The sequence below is a fragment of the Glycomyces terrestris genome, from assembly GCF_003933745.1.
Classification (GTDB): Bacteria; Actinomycetota; Actinomycetes; order Mycobacteriales; family Micromonosporaceae; genus Glycomyces; species Glycomyces terrestris.
On the sequence record NZ_RSEB01000001.1, the window covers coordinates 988,489 to 1,004,540 of the forward strand.

14 protein-coding genes are annotated in these 16,052 nt (G+C 71.2%); 5 read left to right on the top strand and 9 right to left on the bottom strand.

Features of this window, described 5'->3' with window-relative positions:
• Positions 1-57 precede the first annotated feature (57 nt).
• From EIW28_RS04705 to ettA, 4 genes are all read right to left on the bottom strand, one after another.
• A complete protein-coding gene (locus tag EIW28_RS04705; RefSeq protein WP_125246516.1) occupies positions 58-837 on the bottom strand; it encodes a type III secretion system chaperone family protein in 780 nt (259 codons plus the stop codon).
• 352 nt (positions 838-1,189) lie between these two features.
• Complete coding sequence (locus tag EIW28_RS04710; protein WP_125246517.1) at positions 1,190-1,747, bottom strand: hypothetical protein; 558 nt, start codon at positions 1,745-1,747, stop codon at positions 1,190-1,192.
• Positions 1,735-2,136: an acyl-CoA thioesterase gene (locus EIW28_RS04715; RefSeq protein WP_232013794.1), complete on the bottom strand. Its 402-nt coding sequence runs from the start codon at positions 2,134-2,136 to the stop codon at positions 1,735-1,737. Before EIW28_RS04715 ends, EIW28_RS04710 begins: the two co-directional genes overlap by 13 nt.
• A gap of 2 nt (positions 2,137-2,138) precedes the next feature.
• Positions 2,139-3,818: an energy-dependent translational throttle protein EttA gene (gene ettA, locus EIW28_RS04720; protein WP_125246518.1), complete on the bottom strand. Its 1,680-nt coding sequence runs from the start codon at positions 3,816-3,818 to the stop codon at positions 2,139-2,141.
• A gap of 50 nt (positions 3,819-3,868) precedes the next feature.
• On the opposite strand from ettA, the gene EIW28_RS04725 reads away from it, so the two are divergent.
• From EIW28_RS04725 to EIW28_RS04735, 3 genes are all read left to right on the top strand, one after another.
• Entirely contained in the window at positions 3,869-5,407 is a 1,539-nt protein-coding gene (locus EIW28_RS04725) for an alpha,alpha-trehalose-phosphate synthase (UDP-forming) (RefSeq protein WP_125246519.1), read from the top strand.
• Between the two features lie 67 nt (positions 5,408-5,474).
• The gene (gene otsB / locus EIW28_RS04730; protein ID WP_125246520.1) at positions 5,475-8,069 is read left to right on the top strand and encodes a trehalose-phosphatase; all 2,595 of its coding nucleotides are present in this window, start codon (positions 5,475-5,477) and stop codon (positions 8,067-8,069) included.
• 61 nt (positions 8,070-8,130) lie between these two features.
• Entirely contained in the window at positions 8,131-9,930 is a 1,800-nt protein-coding gene (locus tag EIW28_RS04735) for a protein kinase domain-containing protein (RefSeq protein ID WP_125246521.1), read from the top strand.
• 168 nt (positions 9,931-10,098) lie between these two features.
• On the opposite strand, the gene EIW28_RS04740 is transcribed toward EIW28_RS04735, so the two are convergent.
• Complete coding sequence (locus tag EIW28_RS04740; protein ID WP_125246522.1) at positions 10,099-10,446, bottom strand: hypothetical protein; 348 nt, start codon at positions 10,444-10,446, stop codon at positions 10,099-10,101.
• A gap of 392 nt (positions 10,447-10,838) precedes the next feature.
• On the opposite strand from EIW28_RS04740, the gene EIW28_RS04745 reads away from it, so the two are divergent.
• The gene (locus tag EIW28_RS04745) at positions 10,839-11,354 is read left to right on the top strand and encodes a DUF3145 family protein (RefSeq protein WP_125246523.1); all 516 of its coding nucleotides are present in this window, start codon (positions 10,839-10,841) and stop codon (positions 11,352-11,354) included.
• 68 nt (positions 11,355-11,422) lie between these two features.
• On the opposite strand, the gene EIW28_RS04750 is transcribed toward EIW28_RS04745, so the two are convergent.
• Positions 11,423-12,070 carry a mycothiol-dependent nitroreductase Rv2466c family protein gene (locus EIW28_RS04750; RefSeq protein ID WP_125246524.1) on the bottom strand — a complete coding sequence of 216 codons (648 nt, stop codon included), beginning with the start codon at positions 12,068-12,070 and terminating at the stop codon, positions 11,423-11,425.
• Positions 12,071-12,208: 138 nt separating this feature from the next.
• Between EIW28_RS04750 and EIW28_RS04755 the strand changes: the two genes are divergently transcribed.
• On the top strand, positions 12,209-13,063 hold the full coding sequence (locus EIW28_RS04755; RefSeq protein WP_197717062.1) for a helix-turn-helix domain-containing protein: 855 nt from the start codon (positions 12,209-12,211) through the stop codon (positions 13,061-13,063).
• Positions 13,064-13,088: 25 nt separating this feature from the next.
• Here the strand turns inward: EIW28_RS04755 and truB are convergent, their stop codons facing one another.
• The 3 genes from truB to rbfA all read right to left on the bottom strand — a co-directional run bounded on the left by truB (position 13,089) and on the right by rbfA (position 15,997).
• Positions 13,089-14,000 carry a tRNA pseudouridine(55) synthase TruB gene (truB, locus tag EIW28_RS04760; protein WP_125246526.1) on the bottom strand — a complete coding sequence of 304 codons (912 nt, stop codon included), beginning with the start codon at positions 13,998-14,000 and terminating at the stop codon, positions 13,089-13,091.
• Between the two features lie 216 nt (positions 14,001-14,216).
• Positions 14,217-15,548, bottom strand: coding sequence for an MATE family efflux transporter (locus EIW28_RS04765; protein ID WP_125246527.1), 1,332 nt, complete (start codon positions 15,546-15,548; stop codon positions 14,217-14,219).
• Positions 15,545-15,997: a 30S ribosome-binding factor RbfA gene (gene rbfA / locus EIW28_RS04770; protein WP_125246528.1), complete on the bottom strand. Its 453-nt coding sequence runs from the start codon at positions 15,995-15,997 to the stop codon at positions 15,545-15,547. The genes EIW28_RS04765 and rbfA overlap by 4 nt, the downstream gene beginning before the upstream one ends.
• Positions 15,998-16,052 lie beyond the last annotated feature (55 nt).

The following is a 16,052-nucleotide window of genomic DNA, read 5'->3' on the forward strand; positions in this document are numbered from 1 at the left end:
CGGGAACGCGGAAGGGGGCGGACCGCCGTGCGGTCCGCCCCCTTCGGTCGGGAGGTCTTACAGGAGCTCGCCTTCGAGCCATTCCACGAACGTGCCCGAGATGGCGGTGCCGCAGTCGATGAGCTCCTCGAGGAGCGCGGTGGTGATGCCGGGGCGGACGGGGACCTGGATCTCGCCGAACACGGGGAGCGCGCCGGACTCGGTGGGTTCGCCGAGGTACGCCTTGAGGAAGCGGCGGGTGCGGTTCCACTCGTTCATGGCCGCGTAGCCGCGCTCGGCCCACTCGCGGGGGACGGTCTGGTAGGCGCGGGCGCGCAGCACCAGGATGTCGGCGTCGGGGCCTTCGGCGCGGACCTGGACGATGTGCCGCTCCCAGAGGGCGACGATGCCCCCGTTCTCGTCGACGAGGTAGCGGATGTCGAGGCTCTTCAGGGCCGCGATGATCCGGTCGGAGTCGAGCGGGGCGGCCTCGTCGCGGGCGTCGGCCGCGATCTGCTCGAGGTCGGCGATGAACTCGGGGTCGATCTCGGCCAGGTCCTGCTTGATGAGGTGCCAGCGCTCGACCTCGGAGATCTGCTCCTCTTCGGGGCCGAGGAGGAGCTGCTCGGCGGTGAGCTCGTGGCGCAGCTCGCGGGAGGCGAGCTCGAGTTCGAGCTCGACCGCCTCCTCGGGGGCCTCGACCCGGCGCTCGGCGCGGGGGGTCGGCACCGCGCTGGGCTGGTTGCCGCGGGCCTGCGCGCGCTCGGCGGAGCCGCCGATCTCGCTGTCGGCCTCGGCGACCGCCTCGGTCACCGGGTTGTCTTCTGCGTCGCGTTTTCTGCTGCGCCACCATGCCATGGTGTTGTCCGCCTTCCCACCCAAAATGCGAATCACTGGCAGTGCTTGGGTACTTCGTTGGCATTCGTATTGGACTGTGCCATTGGTTGTGATTGGTTGTGCTTCGCGGGGCACAGCCAAGTTACGTCGCATTGCAGTGAGCAGACTAGGGACTCGGCGCGACTTGGCACAACCGTCAGCCAATCCTGACTGAAAGTATGAACCGTCGAGCGTTTGTTCGCAGGCCCGAACGGGGTACTGTCACGGGTTTCATATGTATCAGAGACGGAAGCGCGGTCCCATCCTCCGGACGTCGGAAATCAGTCACTGAACGGCGTGACCGTCGATCGGGTCGGTCCGGGAGGGGTCCGGGTCACAGCAGCGGCAGGCCCCGGTCGCGTTCCCACACGGCGCCGAAGGTGCCGGAGAGGCCGAGGCGGCGGCCGGCGCGGAGGACCTTGACGGGGTCGTCGCCGAGGAATCCCATGCGGCACAGGGCGGCGACGAGGCGGACCTGGACGGGGTAGAGGCGGCCGTCGCGCTCGACGGTGAGGGCCACGTGGTCGAGCATGGCGTCGCGCAGGCGGCGGTCGCCGACGCCGTGGCCGCGGCGCTCGCGCAGGGCGGCGCCGGCCTTGCGGTCGATGTCGGCGACGTCGGCGGCGGGGACGGTCTCGACGGCCGTCCAGGGCCGCTGCGGGAGGCGCCCGCGCCAGGCGGCCTCGGGCTGCGCGGCCGGGGTCCCGGCGGCGAGGTCGGCGGCGCGGTAGACGCCGTCGGGGAGGGCGCCGCCGGCGTCGCGCACGGCGAGGACGCCGATGGGCAGGGTCGCCCACAGGCGTCCGTCGCGGGCGAGGACGGGCGCGTCCGGGTCGAGGCGGGCGACGCGGGCGGCGAAGGCGAGGCCGTCGCCGGCGGTCAGTCGGTCCATCGCTCGAGGAAGGCCCGCTCGGCCTCGGTGACGCGGCGCGGCCGCTGGGTCTCGGTGTTGAACGGGACCATGACGGACCTGGCCTTGAGCGCGACCTTGCCGTTCGCGACGAGGTCGTAGGCGAACGTGAACGAGGAGTTCCCGATCCGCTCGACCCAGATCTCGACGCTGGTCTCGGCGGGGACCACCACGGGGAGGAGGAAGTCCACCTCGTGGCGGGCGACGACGACGCCCTCGCGGAAGCCGGTGAGGCCGGCCTCCTCGGCGGTGTCGAACATCATCGCCACCCGCGCCTCTTCGAGCAGCACCATGAACTTGTTGTTGTTGACGTGCCCGAAGACGTCCATGTCCGACCAGCGGAGGGCGACGTCGACCTTGAATCGGGCCACGGCTAGTCCCGGGTGAGCTTCCGGTGGGTGACGCGGTGCGGCTTGGCGGCCTCGGCGCCGAGGCGGTCGATCTTGTTCTTCTCGTAGGACTCGAAGTTGCCCTCGAACCAGAACCAGGCCGGCTCGCCGGTGGCCGGGTCGCCCTCCCAGGCGAGGATGTGGGTGGCGACCTTGTCGAGGAAGGCCCGGTCGTGGGAGATCACGACGGCGCAGCCGGGGAACTCCAGGAGGGCGTTCTCGAGGCTGGAGAGCGTCTCGACGTCGAGGTCGTTGGTGGGCTCGTCGAGGAGGAGCACGTTGCCGCCCTCCTTGAGGGTGAGCGCCAGGTTGAGGCGGTTGCGCTCGCCGCCGGAGAGGACCTTGACGGGCTTCTGCTGGTCCGGGCCCTTGAAGCCGAACGCGGCGATGTAGGCGCGCGAGGGCATCTCGACCTTGCCGACCATGAGGTAGTCGAGGCCGTCGGAGACGACCTCCCACACCGACTTGTCGCCGTCGAGGCCCGCCCGGTTCTGGTCCACATAGGAGAGCTGGACGGTGCCGCCGATGCTGACCTCGCCCGAGTCGGGCTTCTCGAGGCCGACGATGGTCTTGAACAGGGTCGTCTTGCCGACGCCGTTGGGGCCGATGATGCCGACGATGCCGTTGCGCGGCAGCGAGAACGACAGGCCGTTGATGAGCGTGTTGCCGTCGAAGCCCTTGTAGAGGTCCTTGACCTCGATGACCGACGAGCCCAGGCGCGGCCCCGGCGGGATCTGGATCTCCTCGAAGTCGAGCTTGCGGGTCTTGTCGGCCTCGGCGGCCATCTCCTCGTACCGGCCGAGGCGGGCCTTGGACTTGGTCTGGCGGGCCTTCGCGTTCGAGCGGACCCACTCCAGCTCGTCCTTCAGGCGCTTCTGGAGCTTGGAGTCCTTGCGGCCCTCCACCTTCATGCGCTCGGCCTTCTTCTCCAGGTAGGTGGAGTAGTTGCCCTCGTACGGGTAGGTGCGGCCGCGGTCGAGCTCGAGGATCCACTCGGCGACGTTGTCGAGGAAGTACCGGTCGTGGGTGATGGCGATGACCGCGCCCGGGTAGGAGGCGAGGTGGCGCTCCAGCCACAGCACGGACTCGGCGTCGAGGTGGTTGGTGGGCTCGTCGAGCAGCAGCAGGTCCGGCTCCTCGAGCAGGAGCTTGCACAGCGCGACGCGGCGGCGCTCACCGCCGGAGAGGTGGTCGACCGACTCGTCGCCGGGCGGGCAGCGCAGCGCGTCCATGGCCTGCTCCAGCCGGGAGTCGAGCTCCCAGGCGTTCGCGGCGTCGAGCTCCTCCTGGAGGCGGCCCATCTCGGCCATGAGCTCGTCGGTGTAGTCGGTGGCCATCTCCATGGCGACCTCGTTGAACCGGTCGAGCTTCGCCTGGATCGGGGCCACGGCCTCCTGGACGTTCTCCATGACCGTCTTGCCGGCGGTCAGCGGCGGCTCCTGCGCGAGCAGGCCCACGGTCGCGCCCGCGGCGAGCTTCGCCTCTCCGTTCGAGACCTGGTCGAGGCCGGCCATGATCTTGAGCAGGCTCGACTTGCCGGCGCCGTTGGGGCCGACGACGCCGATCTTCGCACCCGGGTTGAACCAGAGGTTGACGTCATCGAGGATGACCTTGTCACCATGCGCCTTGCGGGCTTTTTCCAGGGAGAAGATGAACTGCGCCACGCTGATCCTTCGCTGTGCGACGGGCTGTACGGAACTGACCGGTACCAATGATGTCAAGCCCCGGGGGCGTCCGCCAACCAGGGCCTCGCGGGAGCGTGTGCGTCACCACCACCCCCGGAAACGCCTCCCCCGCTAGGCTTGCGGAAAGGAGGAAAACATTGAGCAACGCATCGTTCATCGTCGTCGCCAACCGCCTCCCCGTCGACGCCGTCGTCGATGAAGAGGGAAAGAAAACCTGGCGCCGATCCCCTGGCGGCCTCGTCACCGCCCTCGAACCAGTGCTCCAGGCCAACCGCGGGACGTGGATCGGCTGGGCCGGCATCGCCGGCGCCGCCCCCGAGCCCTTCGAGTCGGACGGCGTCACGCTGCTGCCGGTCGAACTGAGCGCGAACGAGGTCGAGCGGTACTACGAGGGGTTCTCGAACGCCTCGCTGTGGCCGCTCTACCACGACGCGGTCGAGCCCCGCGTCTTCCGCCGCTCCTGGTGGAAGTCCTACTACGAAGTCAACGAGCGGTTCGCCGAGGTGTGCGCCCGCGAGGCCGCCCCCGGGGCGACCGTGTGGGTCCAGGACTACCAGCTCCAGCTCGTCCCCGGCATGCTCCGCGAGCGCCGCCCGGACCTGCGGATCGGGTTCTTCCTGCACATCCCGTTCCCGCCCGTCGAGCTGTTCATGCAGCTCCCCCACCGCATGGAGATCCTCAAGGGCCTCCTGGGCGCCGACCTCGTCGGCTTCCAGCGGCCGCTGGCGGCGCAGAACTTCCTCGCGCTCACCCGGCACCTGCTCGGCTACCGGCCCCGCGGGCACTACGTCACCGTCGACGACCGCCTCGTCAGGGCCGACGCCTTCCCCATCTCGATCGACACCGCCGCCAACGAGGAGGTCGCCGGCACCGAGCGGGTCCGCCAGCGCGCCAAGGAGATCCGCGCCGAACTCGGCGAACCCGAGACGATCATCCTCGGCGTCGACCGGCTCGACTACACCAAGGGCATCGAGCGGCGCCTCAAGGCGTTCCGCGAACTGCTCGAGGACGGCCGGCTGGAGGTCCCCAAGGCCGTCATGATCCAGGTCGCGACCCCCAGCCGCGAGCGCGTCGACCAGTACATCGCCCTGCGCGAGCGGGTCGAGCGCGAGGTCGGCCGGATCAACGGCGAGTACGGCCAGGTCGGGCTCCCGGCCGTGCACTACCTGCACCAGTCCTTCGACCGCTACGAGCTGGCGGCCCTGTACCAGGCCGCCGACGTGATGGCCGTGACACCCCTGCGCGACGGGATGAACCTCGTCGCGAAGGAGTACGTCGCCAGCCAGGTCGACAACCGCGGCGCGCTCGTCCTCAGCGAGTTCGCCGGTGCCGCAGGCGATCTGCGGCAGGCGTTTCTCGTGAATCCGCACGATCTGACCGATTTGAAAGACGGATTTGTGACAGCGGCGAACGCCTCGGCCGAAGATAAGATGAAGCGAATGCGCGCCATGAGGAGGTACCTGCGCAAGCACGACGTCTCCCGTTGGGCCCGCAGCTTCCTCACGGCGCTGGGTGTTCCGGAGCGCAGCGCGGCGTACAATCCGGGCAGCCTGCCCTCCGCCGACTGAAAAACGGCAGGCAGGGGCCGGTAGGCACTCATGTTCCGCAACGACGGTGTTGGAGAGATACGCCACGATGACCGCACCTAGCCCAGAGGGCCGTGCCCCGGAGGGCCCAGCCTCCTCCGACGAGCTCCGCTCGGCCCTCACCTTGCTCGCCCGCGTTCCGCAGCTGCTGATCGCGTGCGACTACGACGGCACGCTCGCCCCCATTGTGACCGACCCCTCGCAGGCCAAACCGATCCCGGAGTCGGTGTCGGCCCTGCGGACGCTCGCGAACCTGCCGCAGACCAAGGTCGCGGTCATCTCGGGTCGCGCCCTGCGCGACCTGGCGGCCCTGTCCCGCCTGCCTTCCGAAGTGCACCTGGTCGGATCCCACGGGTCCGAGTTCGACGTCGGCTTCACCCGGGCGCTCTCCAGCGAGGACCAGCGGTTGCGCGACAAGCTCGTGGCCGAGCTGTCCGCGATCGCCGAACGCTACGAGGGCGCCCGGGTGGAGCCCAAGCCCGCCGGCGCCGCGCTGCACGTGCGCGAAGCAAGCGAGGCCGACGCGTCCCGGGCCGTCGAGGACGTCCGCGAGGGCCCCTCGTCCTGGGACGGGGTGCAGACCACCGAGGGCAAGGCGGTCATCGACCTGTCGGTGGTCGCCACCCACAAGGGCGACGCCCTCGACAAGCTGCGGCACCAGCTGGGGGCGTCCGCGGTCCTGTTCCTGGGCGACGACGTCACCGACGAGAATGCGTTTGCGCACCTCCACGGCCCCGACGTCGGCGTCCGCATCGGCCCCGGCCCCACCCGGGCCGCCTACCGGATCGCCGACCCCGAGGCGGTCGCCGTCCTCCTCGCGCGCCTGGTCGACACCCGGCGCGCCTGGCTCCAGGGCGAGTCCGCGCAGCTCATCGAGCGCCACTCGATGCTCGCCGACGGCGCCAACCACGCGCTGCTCACGCCCGAGGGCCGCGTCACCTGGATGTGCCACCCCAAGCCCGACTCCGGCTCGGTCTTCGCCGACCTGCTCGGCGGCGACCACGCCGGCCACTTCACCGTCCAGCCGGTCAGCGCCGGCATCCCGCTCGGCCAGCGGTACGTCGCCGGCACGATGACCGTCGAGACCCGCTGGTCGGGCCTGTCGGTCACCGACTGGCTCGACTCGACCCCGCGCCGCCGCGGCGACCTGAACGCCACCGTCCTCGTCCGCGAGGTCACCGGCGAGATCCCGGTCAAGATCACGTTCGCGCCGCGGCCGGAGTTCGGACAGCTGCCCGTCCAGCTCCAGCCCGTCGGCGACGACGGCCTCAAGGTCCTCGGCGGCCGCGAGCCGATCAGCCTGCGCTCGCCCGGCGTCGAATGGCACATCGAGTACGACGGGCAGCACTCGCTGGCCGTCGCCACCGTCGACCTCGCCCGCATCGGCGGGTCCCTGGTGCTCGAGATGCGCGCCGGCATCGACGACCTGTCCGAGTGGCGCCCGCCGGTGCACGTGCGCCGCCGCACCACCGAGGCCGGCTGGCGCAACTGGTCCGACTCGCTCAAGCTCCCGCGCATCGAGTCCGAGACCGTCTCGCGCTCGGCCCTGACGCTCAAGGCCCTGTGCTACCAGCCGACCGGCGCGATCCTCGCCGCCGGCACCACCTCGCTGCCCGAGGAGCTCGGCGGCGTCCGCAACTGGGACTACCGGTTCTGCTGGATCCGCGACGCCGCGATGACCGCGAACGCGCTCGTCGACCTCGGCTCGCTCCAGGAGGCCGAGTCCTACTTCACGTGGGTCGCCGGCATCCTCGAACGCACCGCCGGGCACCCCGAGCGGCTCGCCCCGCTCTACGACATCGAAGGCCAGGCGCCCAGCCCCGAGGCCATCATCGACACGCTCCCCGGGTACGCCGGGGCGCGGCCGGTGCGCATCAACAACGCCGCGTCGAACCAGGTCCAGCTGGACGTGTTCGGCCCGGTCGCGATGCTCATCGAGGCCGTCGCCCAGCGCCGCGGGCACCTCTCGGAGTTCGAGGAGCGCGTCATGGCCAACATGGTCGAGGCCGTCGCCAAGCGCTGGCACGAGCCCGACCACGGCATCTGGGAGGCCCGCCAGGCCCCGCGGCACCACGTCTACTCCAAGGTCATGTGCTGGGTGACCGTGGACCGGGCGCTCAAGGTCGCCGAGCAGTTCGGCATGGAGTACAAGCCGGACTGGCCCGAGCTGCGCGACCAGATCGCCAAGAACGTGCTCGAACTCGGCTGGAACGACGAGATCGGCGCCTACACGGCCGCGTACGGGCACGACGACCTCGACGCCGCGTCCCTGTGGATCGGGCTCTCGGGCCTGCTCCCGCCGGACGACCCGCGCTACCTGCGCACCGTCCTCAAGATCGAGGCCGGCCTGCGCTCGGGCCCGACCGTGTACCGCTACCACCGCGACGACGGCCTCCCGGGCACCGAGGGCGGGTTCATCATCTGCGCCGCCTGGCTCGCCGAGGCGTACCTCCAGGTGGGCCGCCGCACCGACGCCGAGGAGCTGTTCGAGCAGATCCTCGCGTGCGCGGGCCCGACCGGCCTGCTGCCCGAGCAGTGGGACCCGATCGCCGAGCGGGGCCTGGGCAACCACCCGCAGGCGTACTCGCACCTCGGGCTCATCCGGGTCGCGAACCTGCTGAACGGCTCCGCCGGGCGCATCTGAACAAGTCTCAGGGCGGGGGCTAATCTGGACGGGACAACGTCCCCGGAAGAGAGCCCCCGCCTTGAGCCTCCCCACTCCGGCCATCCCCGGATTCCGCGACTTCGAGATGGTCGCGCACGGGTCGACCGCGTTCGTCTACCGCGCCGTCCAGGAGCGCCTCGACCGGACCGTGGCCGTGAAGGTCCTGCTCGTCGACGACGACATGACCACCGCCGACTCGGTCGAGAAGGAGCTCGAGGCCACCGTGGCGGTCTCGAACCACCCGCACATCGTCTCGATCATCGACACCGGGCACACCGAGGCCGGGCACCCGTTCATCGTCATGGAGTACTGCGAGGGCGGCTCCTACTCGGCGATCCTCAAGGCGAACGGCCCCCTGCCGGTCCCCGACGTCATCGACGTCGGCGTCAAGATCGGGCAGGCTCTCCAGGCCGCCCACAACGCCGACATCCTGCACCGGGACGTCAAGCCGCAGAACATTCTGCGCGGCCAGTACGGCCCGGCGCTGGCCGACTTCGGGATCGCCCGGACTCCGGCGGCGCTCGCGGCCACGGCCGCGATCGACAAGCTCACCCCGCTCCACGCCTCCCCCGAGGCGCTGCTGCGGCAGGCCCAGACGGCCGCGAGCGACCTGTTCAGCCTCGCGTCGAGCATGTGGCACCTGCTGGCCGGGTTCGCGCCGTTCGCGAATCCCGAGGGCGGCACCGACCCGGACACGCACCGCCAGCGCGTCACCTCCGACGTGCCGCCGCCGAAGCTCCCGCGCGACGACGTCCCGGACTGGCTCGAGGGCCTGCTGGTGCGGAGCCTGTCGCGCGACCCGGCCCGGCGTCCGGCGTCGTGCGAGGCGTTCGCCGAGGAGCTCCAGCGGGGGATGTACGGCGGCGGGGTCGGCAAGGCCGCCGCGCCGTCGGTGATCGGGGACGTCTCGAACGAGGAGACGGTGTACCGGCCCGAGGTGGCCTCGCGGGGGACGCGGGTGCCGCTCGACCCGTTCGCGCCCGTGGTCCCGCCGATGCCGCACTCGGAGTACGGGAACACGCTCGGCTCGACCGCCGGGGGGATGACCGGCGGCGGCACGGACGGGTTCGCCTCGCAGCTGGGGCACCCGGTCGACCCGCGGTACGCGCAGCAGCTGGGCGGCGCGCCGGTCTCGGCCGCGCCGTTCTCGGGGGCGCCGATGTCCGCGCAGCCGTTCTCGGGCGCCCCGGCGTCCGCGGCGCCGCACATCGCCCCGTACTCGGCGCCGCCGCAGGCGCCGGTGAGCATGCAGCCGCCGCCGACGCCGTGGACGCCGCAGGCGTCGCCGATGCAGCAGCACGCGGCCCCGCCGCAGGAGCAGGTGTTCGCGCCGCCGGTCATCGGGCGCGACGGCGCGAAGCAGCGCAAGACGAAGGCGTACAAGCCCGCCAAGCAGGTCCAGCCGAAGCAGAAGGACCCGCGGAGCCTCAAGGGGTATGTGGTCCTGGGTCTGGCGATCTCGGTCGTCCTGGGGCTCGTCATGACCCTGTGGCTGTGGCTGCTGGTCCCGAACAAGGGGGCCGAGGACCTCGACCAGGCCGAGACGGACGGGCAGAACGCCCCCACGGGCCTCGTGATCGAGTCGTGGAACAACGGCGAGGTGACGCTGAGCTGGACCGCGCCCGAGGGCGCGACGGCGTCGCTGAAGTACTTCGTGTTCGCGCAGCGCGTCGGCGACGAGAAGGCCGAGGTCCTCGACGAGGCCGGGACGAGCGAGACGACGTACACCGTCGCCGGCTTCGTGCCCGACGACGACTACTGCTTCCAGGTGAGCGCGATGTGGGACATCAACCACGTCCCGATGTCCGAACCGGTGTGCACGGCCGATCTCGGCGAATGAGGCCGCCCGATCGGGCGGTGCGCGCCACTCTGGAGTCGCATTCCGCAGTTGCAGAAAATGGGCCGCGAATAGCGCCGTCGAACATTTGATCGACCAATTCCGGCGGGCAAGAAAAATGCGCCCCACGCCCGGAGGGGCATGGAGCGCGGCTGTCGCGGGTGCGAAGACCTAGGCGGCGACGGCCTCGGCGGCGAACGCGCCGGCCTCTTCGAGGTTCTTCAGGGTGGTGTCCCAGCCCTGCTCCGCGGGGAGCTTGGCCGCGAGGCCCTCGATCTCGGCCTTGATCTTCTCGCCGTGCCCGGCGGCGGCCAGGGCCTTGACGGCCTCGGTGAACGCCTCGGAGCCGGTGGCGAGGTGCATCGTCTTGCCGTCGGTCAGGTTGCGCAGGTAGACGTGCTTGCCGTTGTTCAGCGGGATCAGGTACTTGAACTCGCCGAGGACGCTGAGGCCCGCAGCACCCTTGCCCTGGCCGGCCTTGACGGAAGCGCGTGCTGTCTTGGAAGTGTTGGCTGCCACGCCGGTCTCCTCACCATGTCGTGTAGACGGATCTCGGTCTCACGCAGGAAGAGCAGCCCCGAAGACTGGCACTGAACCTGGGTTGGACCACAAAAGAAAACCGACAGTACGCCGGTCATGCGCAAGTGTAGCTCAGGTGTCGCCTGGGACGACTAGCACATACACCGGGTGTGACACATCGAATGATCGAAAAAGTGAGCGCCCGGAGCCGTTTAAGCCTAGCGCGATGCTTTCGAAGCTGTCAGTATGTAACAGAGCGGAATAGCGCGCCGGGTCCGAGATCATCCCTTGATCGGCCCGGCCGATACCCGTTGGGCGACTTCAAGTCGTAGCCAAATGACCACAAGGAGTGAGCCGGTACTCAGATTCGCCGATTTCCAAGGAGGTGCGCGATGCAGACACGCGGCGTGATCTACATCCACTCCAGCCCGCCGGCCGTGTGCCCGCACGTCGAGTGGGCGATCGGCCGTGTCCTGGAGAGCTCCGGCGGCGCCTCGCGCCAGGGAACGGTCAAGCTGGGCTGGTCCCCGCAGGACGCCGAGCGGGGCACCATGCGCGCCGAGCGCCCCTGGACCGGCTACGCCGGCATGGGCGCCGAGTTCGCGAAGGCCCTCGCGCAGTGGCCGATGCTCCGCTTCGAGGTCACCGAGGACCCGAGCGCGGGCGTCGACGGCGAGCGCATCATGCACGTCCCCGGCCGCGGCGTCTACCGCGCCGCGATGAGCGCCAGCGGCGACATCATGATCGCCGAGGACCGCATCCGCGCGCTCCTGGCGACCACCACGAGCGCCGAGGCGCTCCGCTCCGGGCTGGACCAGCTCCTGGGCCTGGAGTGGGAGCGCGAGCTGGCGCCCTACCGCCAGGCCGCCGGCGGCACCGAGCAGTCCTGGCTCTCCCAGGTCAGCTAGCACGCAAGGGGAACGCCCGCAACGCGATCGCGTTGCGGGCGTTCCGCTGTGCGGCCGGAGCCGCGCGGCTAGAGGTCGTCGACGAGGTTGTCGAAGTTCGGGCCGTCGGTGCGCGAGCGCTTGAGCTCGTAGAAGCCCGGCGTGGTGGTCACGGCGTAGACGCCGTCCCACAGCTTCGCGGCGGCCTCGCCCTGCGGGGCGGGGGTCACGACCGGGCCGAAGAGCCCGACCTTGACGCCCTCGTCGTTCTCGACCGCGACGACCGGGGTGCCGACGTCGGTGCCGACCAGGCCGATGCCGCGCTCGTGCGAGGCGCGCAGGGCCGCGTCCCACTCGTCGGTGTCGGCGGCCTTGGCGAGCTCGGCCGGAAGGCCGACGGCCTCCAGCGCCGAGGCGATGTAGACCGCGGAGTCGCGCTCCTTGCGGAGGTGGATGCGGTTGCCGAGGGCGGTGTAGAGCCGCCCGAGGGTCTCGTTGTCGTACTGCTCGGCGACGGCGGTGGCGACGCGCACGGCCGGGAGGGTCCCGGGCATGAACGCGCGGTACTGCTCGGGGAGCTCGTCGAGCTTGGGCTCGTTGAGGACGAAGAGGCTCATCACGTTCCAGCGCACGTCGAGGTCGCGGTGCTTCGCCGCCTCGATGATCCAGCGGGAGGTCATCCACGCCCACGGGCAGGCGGGATCGAACCAGAAGTCGACGGTCTTGGTATCGGTCATGCCGACCAGCCTACTTCAAATTTGAACAAGTCCCCAGGGCGGCCGCCCATGATCGGGAGTCACCTCGCGGTCGCGAAAAACCGGATAAAGTACCACTCGATGCTGGTGAATACGCGACAAGATGACATATCGGGACGCTTGTTCCCGGGCGCCGCCGAGTGCCTCGCCGAGCCGTTCGGCGCACCGGCCCCGTCGTTCGAGATCCTCACGCTCTCGCGCCTGCGCGCGAGCGGCGCCGCCCTGGGCCGGCCGTTCCGGCCGGACCGGCACTGCCTGGTCACGCTGACCTCGGGGTCGCTGCGCCATGCCGTGGACTTCCGCGAGCACGCGCTCGCGCCGGGCCAGTGGCTGTGGGCGCGGCCCGGGCAGGTGCAGCAGTGGGGCGCGCTCGACCGGGCCGAGGGCACGGTCATCCGCTTCGCGACCGGGTTCCTGGACCCCGACACCGCGATCGGGGTGTGCGCCGACGACCCGCACGCGCCGGTGCTGCGGGTGCCGGCGGCCGAGGACCACGCGCTCCTGCGGGCGGCGACCACGCAGCTCCAGTGGGAGCACTCGGCCGACCGGCTCGCGCCGGACACGCGGCGGCAGGTGCTGCGGCACCTCCTCGCGGTCCTGGTGCTGCGGGTGGCGAGCCTGCCGGGCGCGGCGGCCGGCGCCGAGCACAGCGAGGTGTACCTGTCGTTCCGCGACGCGGTCGAGCGCGACTTCGCGAACACGCGGACGCTCAGCGACTACGCCGAGGCCCTGGCGTGCTCGCCGCGGACGCTCTCGCGCGCCACGATTGCGGCGGTCGGCATGCCCGCCAAGGAGTTCATCGACCGGCGGGTGGTGCTGGAGGCGAAGCGGATGCTCGCGTGCTCCTCGGTCCCGGCCGCCCGCATCGGCGAGCGCCTCGGCTTCTCCAGCGCCACCAACTTCAACAAGTTCTTCGCCCAGCGCACCGGCAGGACCCCGATCGCCTTCAGAAGCGAGGTCCTGGCGCCGCGGTAAGTCCGACAATCGGGCCCGGGCGGCGTCAGCTGGCCGCGGCGAAGACCGTCTCGGGTCTGGCGGTGTCCCCCTGCTCGGTGAGGACCGCTAGGAGTTCGCCGGCCGCGTCGAGGACGGCGTAGCGGCCCGCGATGCCGGCGGCTTTGAGGGGCTTGCCGTAGGAGAGGGCCTTGGCCTCCGCGTCGGTGGCGGTGCGGGTCGGCATGAGCCGCGCCGCGGCCTCGCCCATCGTGAGGGCGCCGAGGGGCTCCCCCGCCTCCGCGCGCTCGGCCAGCGCCTCGAGAGTGGCGGCCGCGTCGAGGCCGAAGCCGCCGATCCTGGTGCGGCGCAAGGCGGTCAGGTGGCCGCCGACGTCGAGGGCGGCGCCGAGGTCGCGGGCGATGGCGCGGATGTACGTGCCGGAGGAGCAGGAGACGTCGACGTCGACGTCGGTGAAGGCCCCTTCGCGGCGGATCGCGAGGACCTCGATCGCGGCGATGGTGACCCGGCGCGGCTTGAGCTCGACGGCCTCGCCTTCGCGCACCCGCTTGTAGGCGCGCTGCCCCTCGACCTTGACGGCGCTGACGGCGCTCGGCACCTGGTCGATCTCGCCGGTCATGGCCGCGAGGCCGGCCCGGATCGCGTCCTCGGCGACCGCGGAGGCGTCGGCGGTCGCGGTGGTCTCGCCCTCGGCGTCGTCGGTCACGGTGGCCTGGCCGAGGCGGATCGTCGCGGCGTACGACTTGTCGAGGCCGGACACGTACGTCAGCAGCTTGGTGGCCTTGCCGACGGCGACGATGAGGACGCCGGTGGCCATCGGGTCCAGCGTGCCGCCGTGGCCCACCTTGCGGGTGCCGCAGATGCGGCGCATCCGGGACACGACCCCGTGCGAGGTGATGCCCTGCGGCTTGTCGACGACGATGAGGCCCGGCTGCGGGCCGTTCTGCGCTGCGGTCACGGTCGTACACGCTAACGCGCCGCCGCCGGAGGCGGGCTACTGGTGGCGGTCGAGCGACTCCTGGAGGGCGCGCAGCGCCTCCGCCTTCTCTTCATCCCAAGTGTTGGGACGGGCGCGGCGCTTGCGTCGAGGCGATGAATCGGTGTTCATCCTCGACACCTTAACGGAGGTTCAGGCGCTTCACAGCCGAGAATTCACATGGTGAGACAGCTGTCGTCAGGAGCGCTCGGCGCCGGTGACGGCCCAGTCACCGGACCGCAAGCGCCACAGGATGAGTCCGAGGCGCACCAGCATGAAGACCGCGACCCCGCCCCAGATGCCGGTGAGGCCCCAGTCGAAGACGAGCGTCAGCCATGTGAACGGCAGCCCGCTCGCGATCGAGACGACGGTCATGTTCCGCATGAACCGCAGGTCGCCGGCGCCGATGAGGACACCGTCGAGCGCGAACACCACGCCCGCGACCGGCAGCAGCAGCACCAGCCACGGCCAGATGCGCCCGAGCTGGTCGTGGACGGCGGCGTCGGAGGTGAACAGGCCCGGCAGCACCGGCACGAGCGCGAGCACCGCGACCAGGAACAGCACGCCGTAGCCGACGCCCACGACGGTGATGCGCTTCGCCGAGGCCCTCGCGGCCTCGGGCCGGCCCGCGCCGAGGTCGGCGCCGATGAGGGCCTGGGCGGCGATCGCGACCGCGTCGAGCGCGAGGGCCGCGAAGAACCACAGCTGCATGCCGATCTGGTGCGCGCCGAGCGCGGCCGTGCCGACCCGGGCGGCCACCGCCGCGGCCGAGAAGGAGCTCACCTGAAACGCGACGCCGCGGATGATCAAGTCGCCGTTGGCGACCAGCTGCTTCGACAGGAGCGGCCAGTCGACGCGCAGCGCGACCCGCTCGCGGCGCAGCGCCAGCAGGAACAGCGTGCCGGAGACGGCCTGCGCGACGGCGTTCGCCCACGCCGAGCCGACCAGGCCGAGGCCGGCCGGGTAGACCAGGACCGGCGCGAGGACCGCCGAGAGCAGGAACGACGCCGACACGAACCACATCGGCCGCCGCGTGTCCTGGACGGCCCGCATCCAGCCCTGGCCGGCCCCGGCGACCAGGAGGAACGGCGCGCCGAGGATCGCCACGCGCAGCCACTCGGCCGCGGCGGCCTCCACGGCCGGGTCGTCGCCCATGAGGCGCGCCAGCGGGCCCGCGGCGACCTCGATCGCCGCGATCATGAGCAGGCCGGCCGCCAGCGCGATCCAGGTGCCCTGGACGCCTTCGGCGACGGCGCCGGCCCGGTCGCCCGCGCCGTAGCGGCGGGAGGCGCGGGCGGTGGTGCCGTAGGCGAGGACCGCGCCGACGAGCGGCGCGAGGCCCATGATGACGCCGCCGAGCGCGAGGCCCGCGAGCGGCACGGCGCCGAGGTGGCCGACCACGGCGGTGTCGATGAGCAGGTAGATCGGCTCGGCGGCGAGGACGACGAGGGCCGGGAGCGCCAGGGAGGCGATCTTCCGGTAGGAGGCCGGCTTCGGCAGGACCGGCCCGGCGGGGGCGGCCGGGCTCACCGCTCGGCGGTCTCGGACGCCTCGTCCTCGGGGTCGTCCTTCTCGATGTACGGGTTGGCGTCGCCGGCGTAGGTGGCGTTCTCGGCGATCTTGTGGACCTCGGCGTCGGCCGCGGCGGCCTTCGCGAGGAGCTCCTCGATCCGGTTGGCCTGGTCCGGGACGGTGTCGGCGATGAACGTGAGGGACGGCGTGTGCCGCATCCCCAGGGCCCGGCCGACGGTGGTGCGCAGGTGCCCGGTGGCGCGCTCCAGGCCCGCCGCGGACGCCTTCACCTGGTCCTCGTCGCCGAGGACGGTGTAGAAGACCGTGGCCTCGCGGAGGTCCGAGGTGATGCGCGCGTCGGTGATGGTGACCATGCCGACCCGGGGGTCCTTGAGTTTGCGGACCGCCTGCGCGGTCAGCTCCATGACCCGCTTGGAAACCTGGGCCCGCTTCGCCGCGTCTGCCATCGCTCTCCCCTGCCTTCTGCGTTCGCGCGCATCTCTGGTCGGATGCGCCTTGGTC

What these genes read in the sequence shown, in the direction of transcription:
- otsB (WP_125246520.1), top strand. Translation starts at nt 5,475, where the DNA reads ATGACCGCACCTAGCCCAGAGGGCCGTGCCCCGGAGGGCCCAGCCTCC.
- EIW28_RS04745 (WP_125246523.1), top strand. Translation starts at nt 10,839, where the DNA reads ATGCAGACACGCGGCGTGATCTACATCCACTCCAGCCCGCCGGCCGTG.
- EIW28_RS04705 (WP_125246516.1), bottom strand. Translation starts at nt 837, where the DNA reads ATGGCATGGTGGCGCAGCAGAAAACGCGACGCAGAAGACAACCCGGTG.
- EIW28_RS04750 (WP_125246524.1), bottom strand. Translation starts at nt 12,070, where the DNA reads ATGACCGATACCAAGACCGTCGACTTCTGGTTCGATCCCGCCTGCCCG.
- EIW28_RS04725 (WP_125246519.1), top strand. Translation starts at nt 3,869, where the DNA reads ATGTCAAGCCCCGGGGGCGTCCGCCAACCAGGGCCTCGCGGGAGCGTG.
- rbfA (WP_125246528.1), bottom strand. Translation starts at nt 15,997, where the DNA reads ATGGCAGACGCGGCGAAGCGGGCCCAGGTTTCCAAGCGGGTCATGGAG.
- EIW28_RS04710 (WP_125246517.1), bottom strand. Translation starts at nt 1,747, where the DNA reads ATGGACCGACTGACCGCCGGCGACGGCCTCGCCTTCGCCGCCCGCGTC.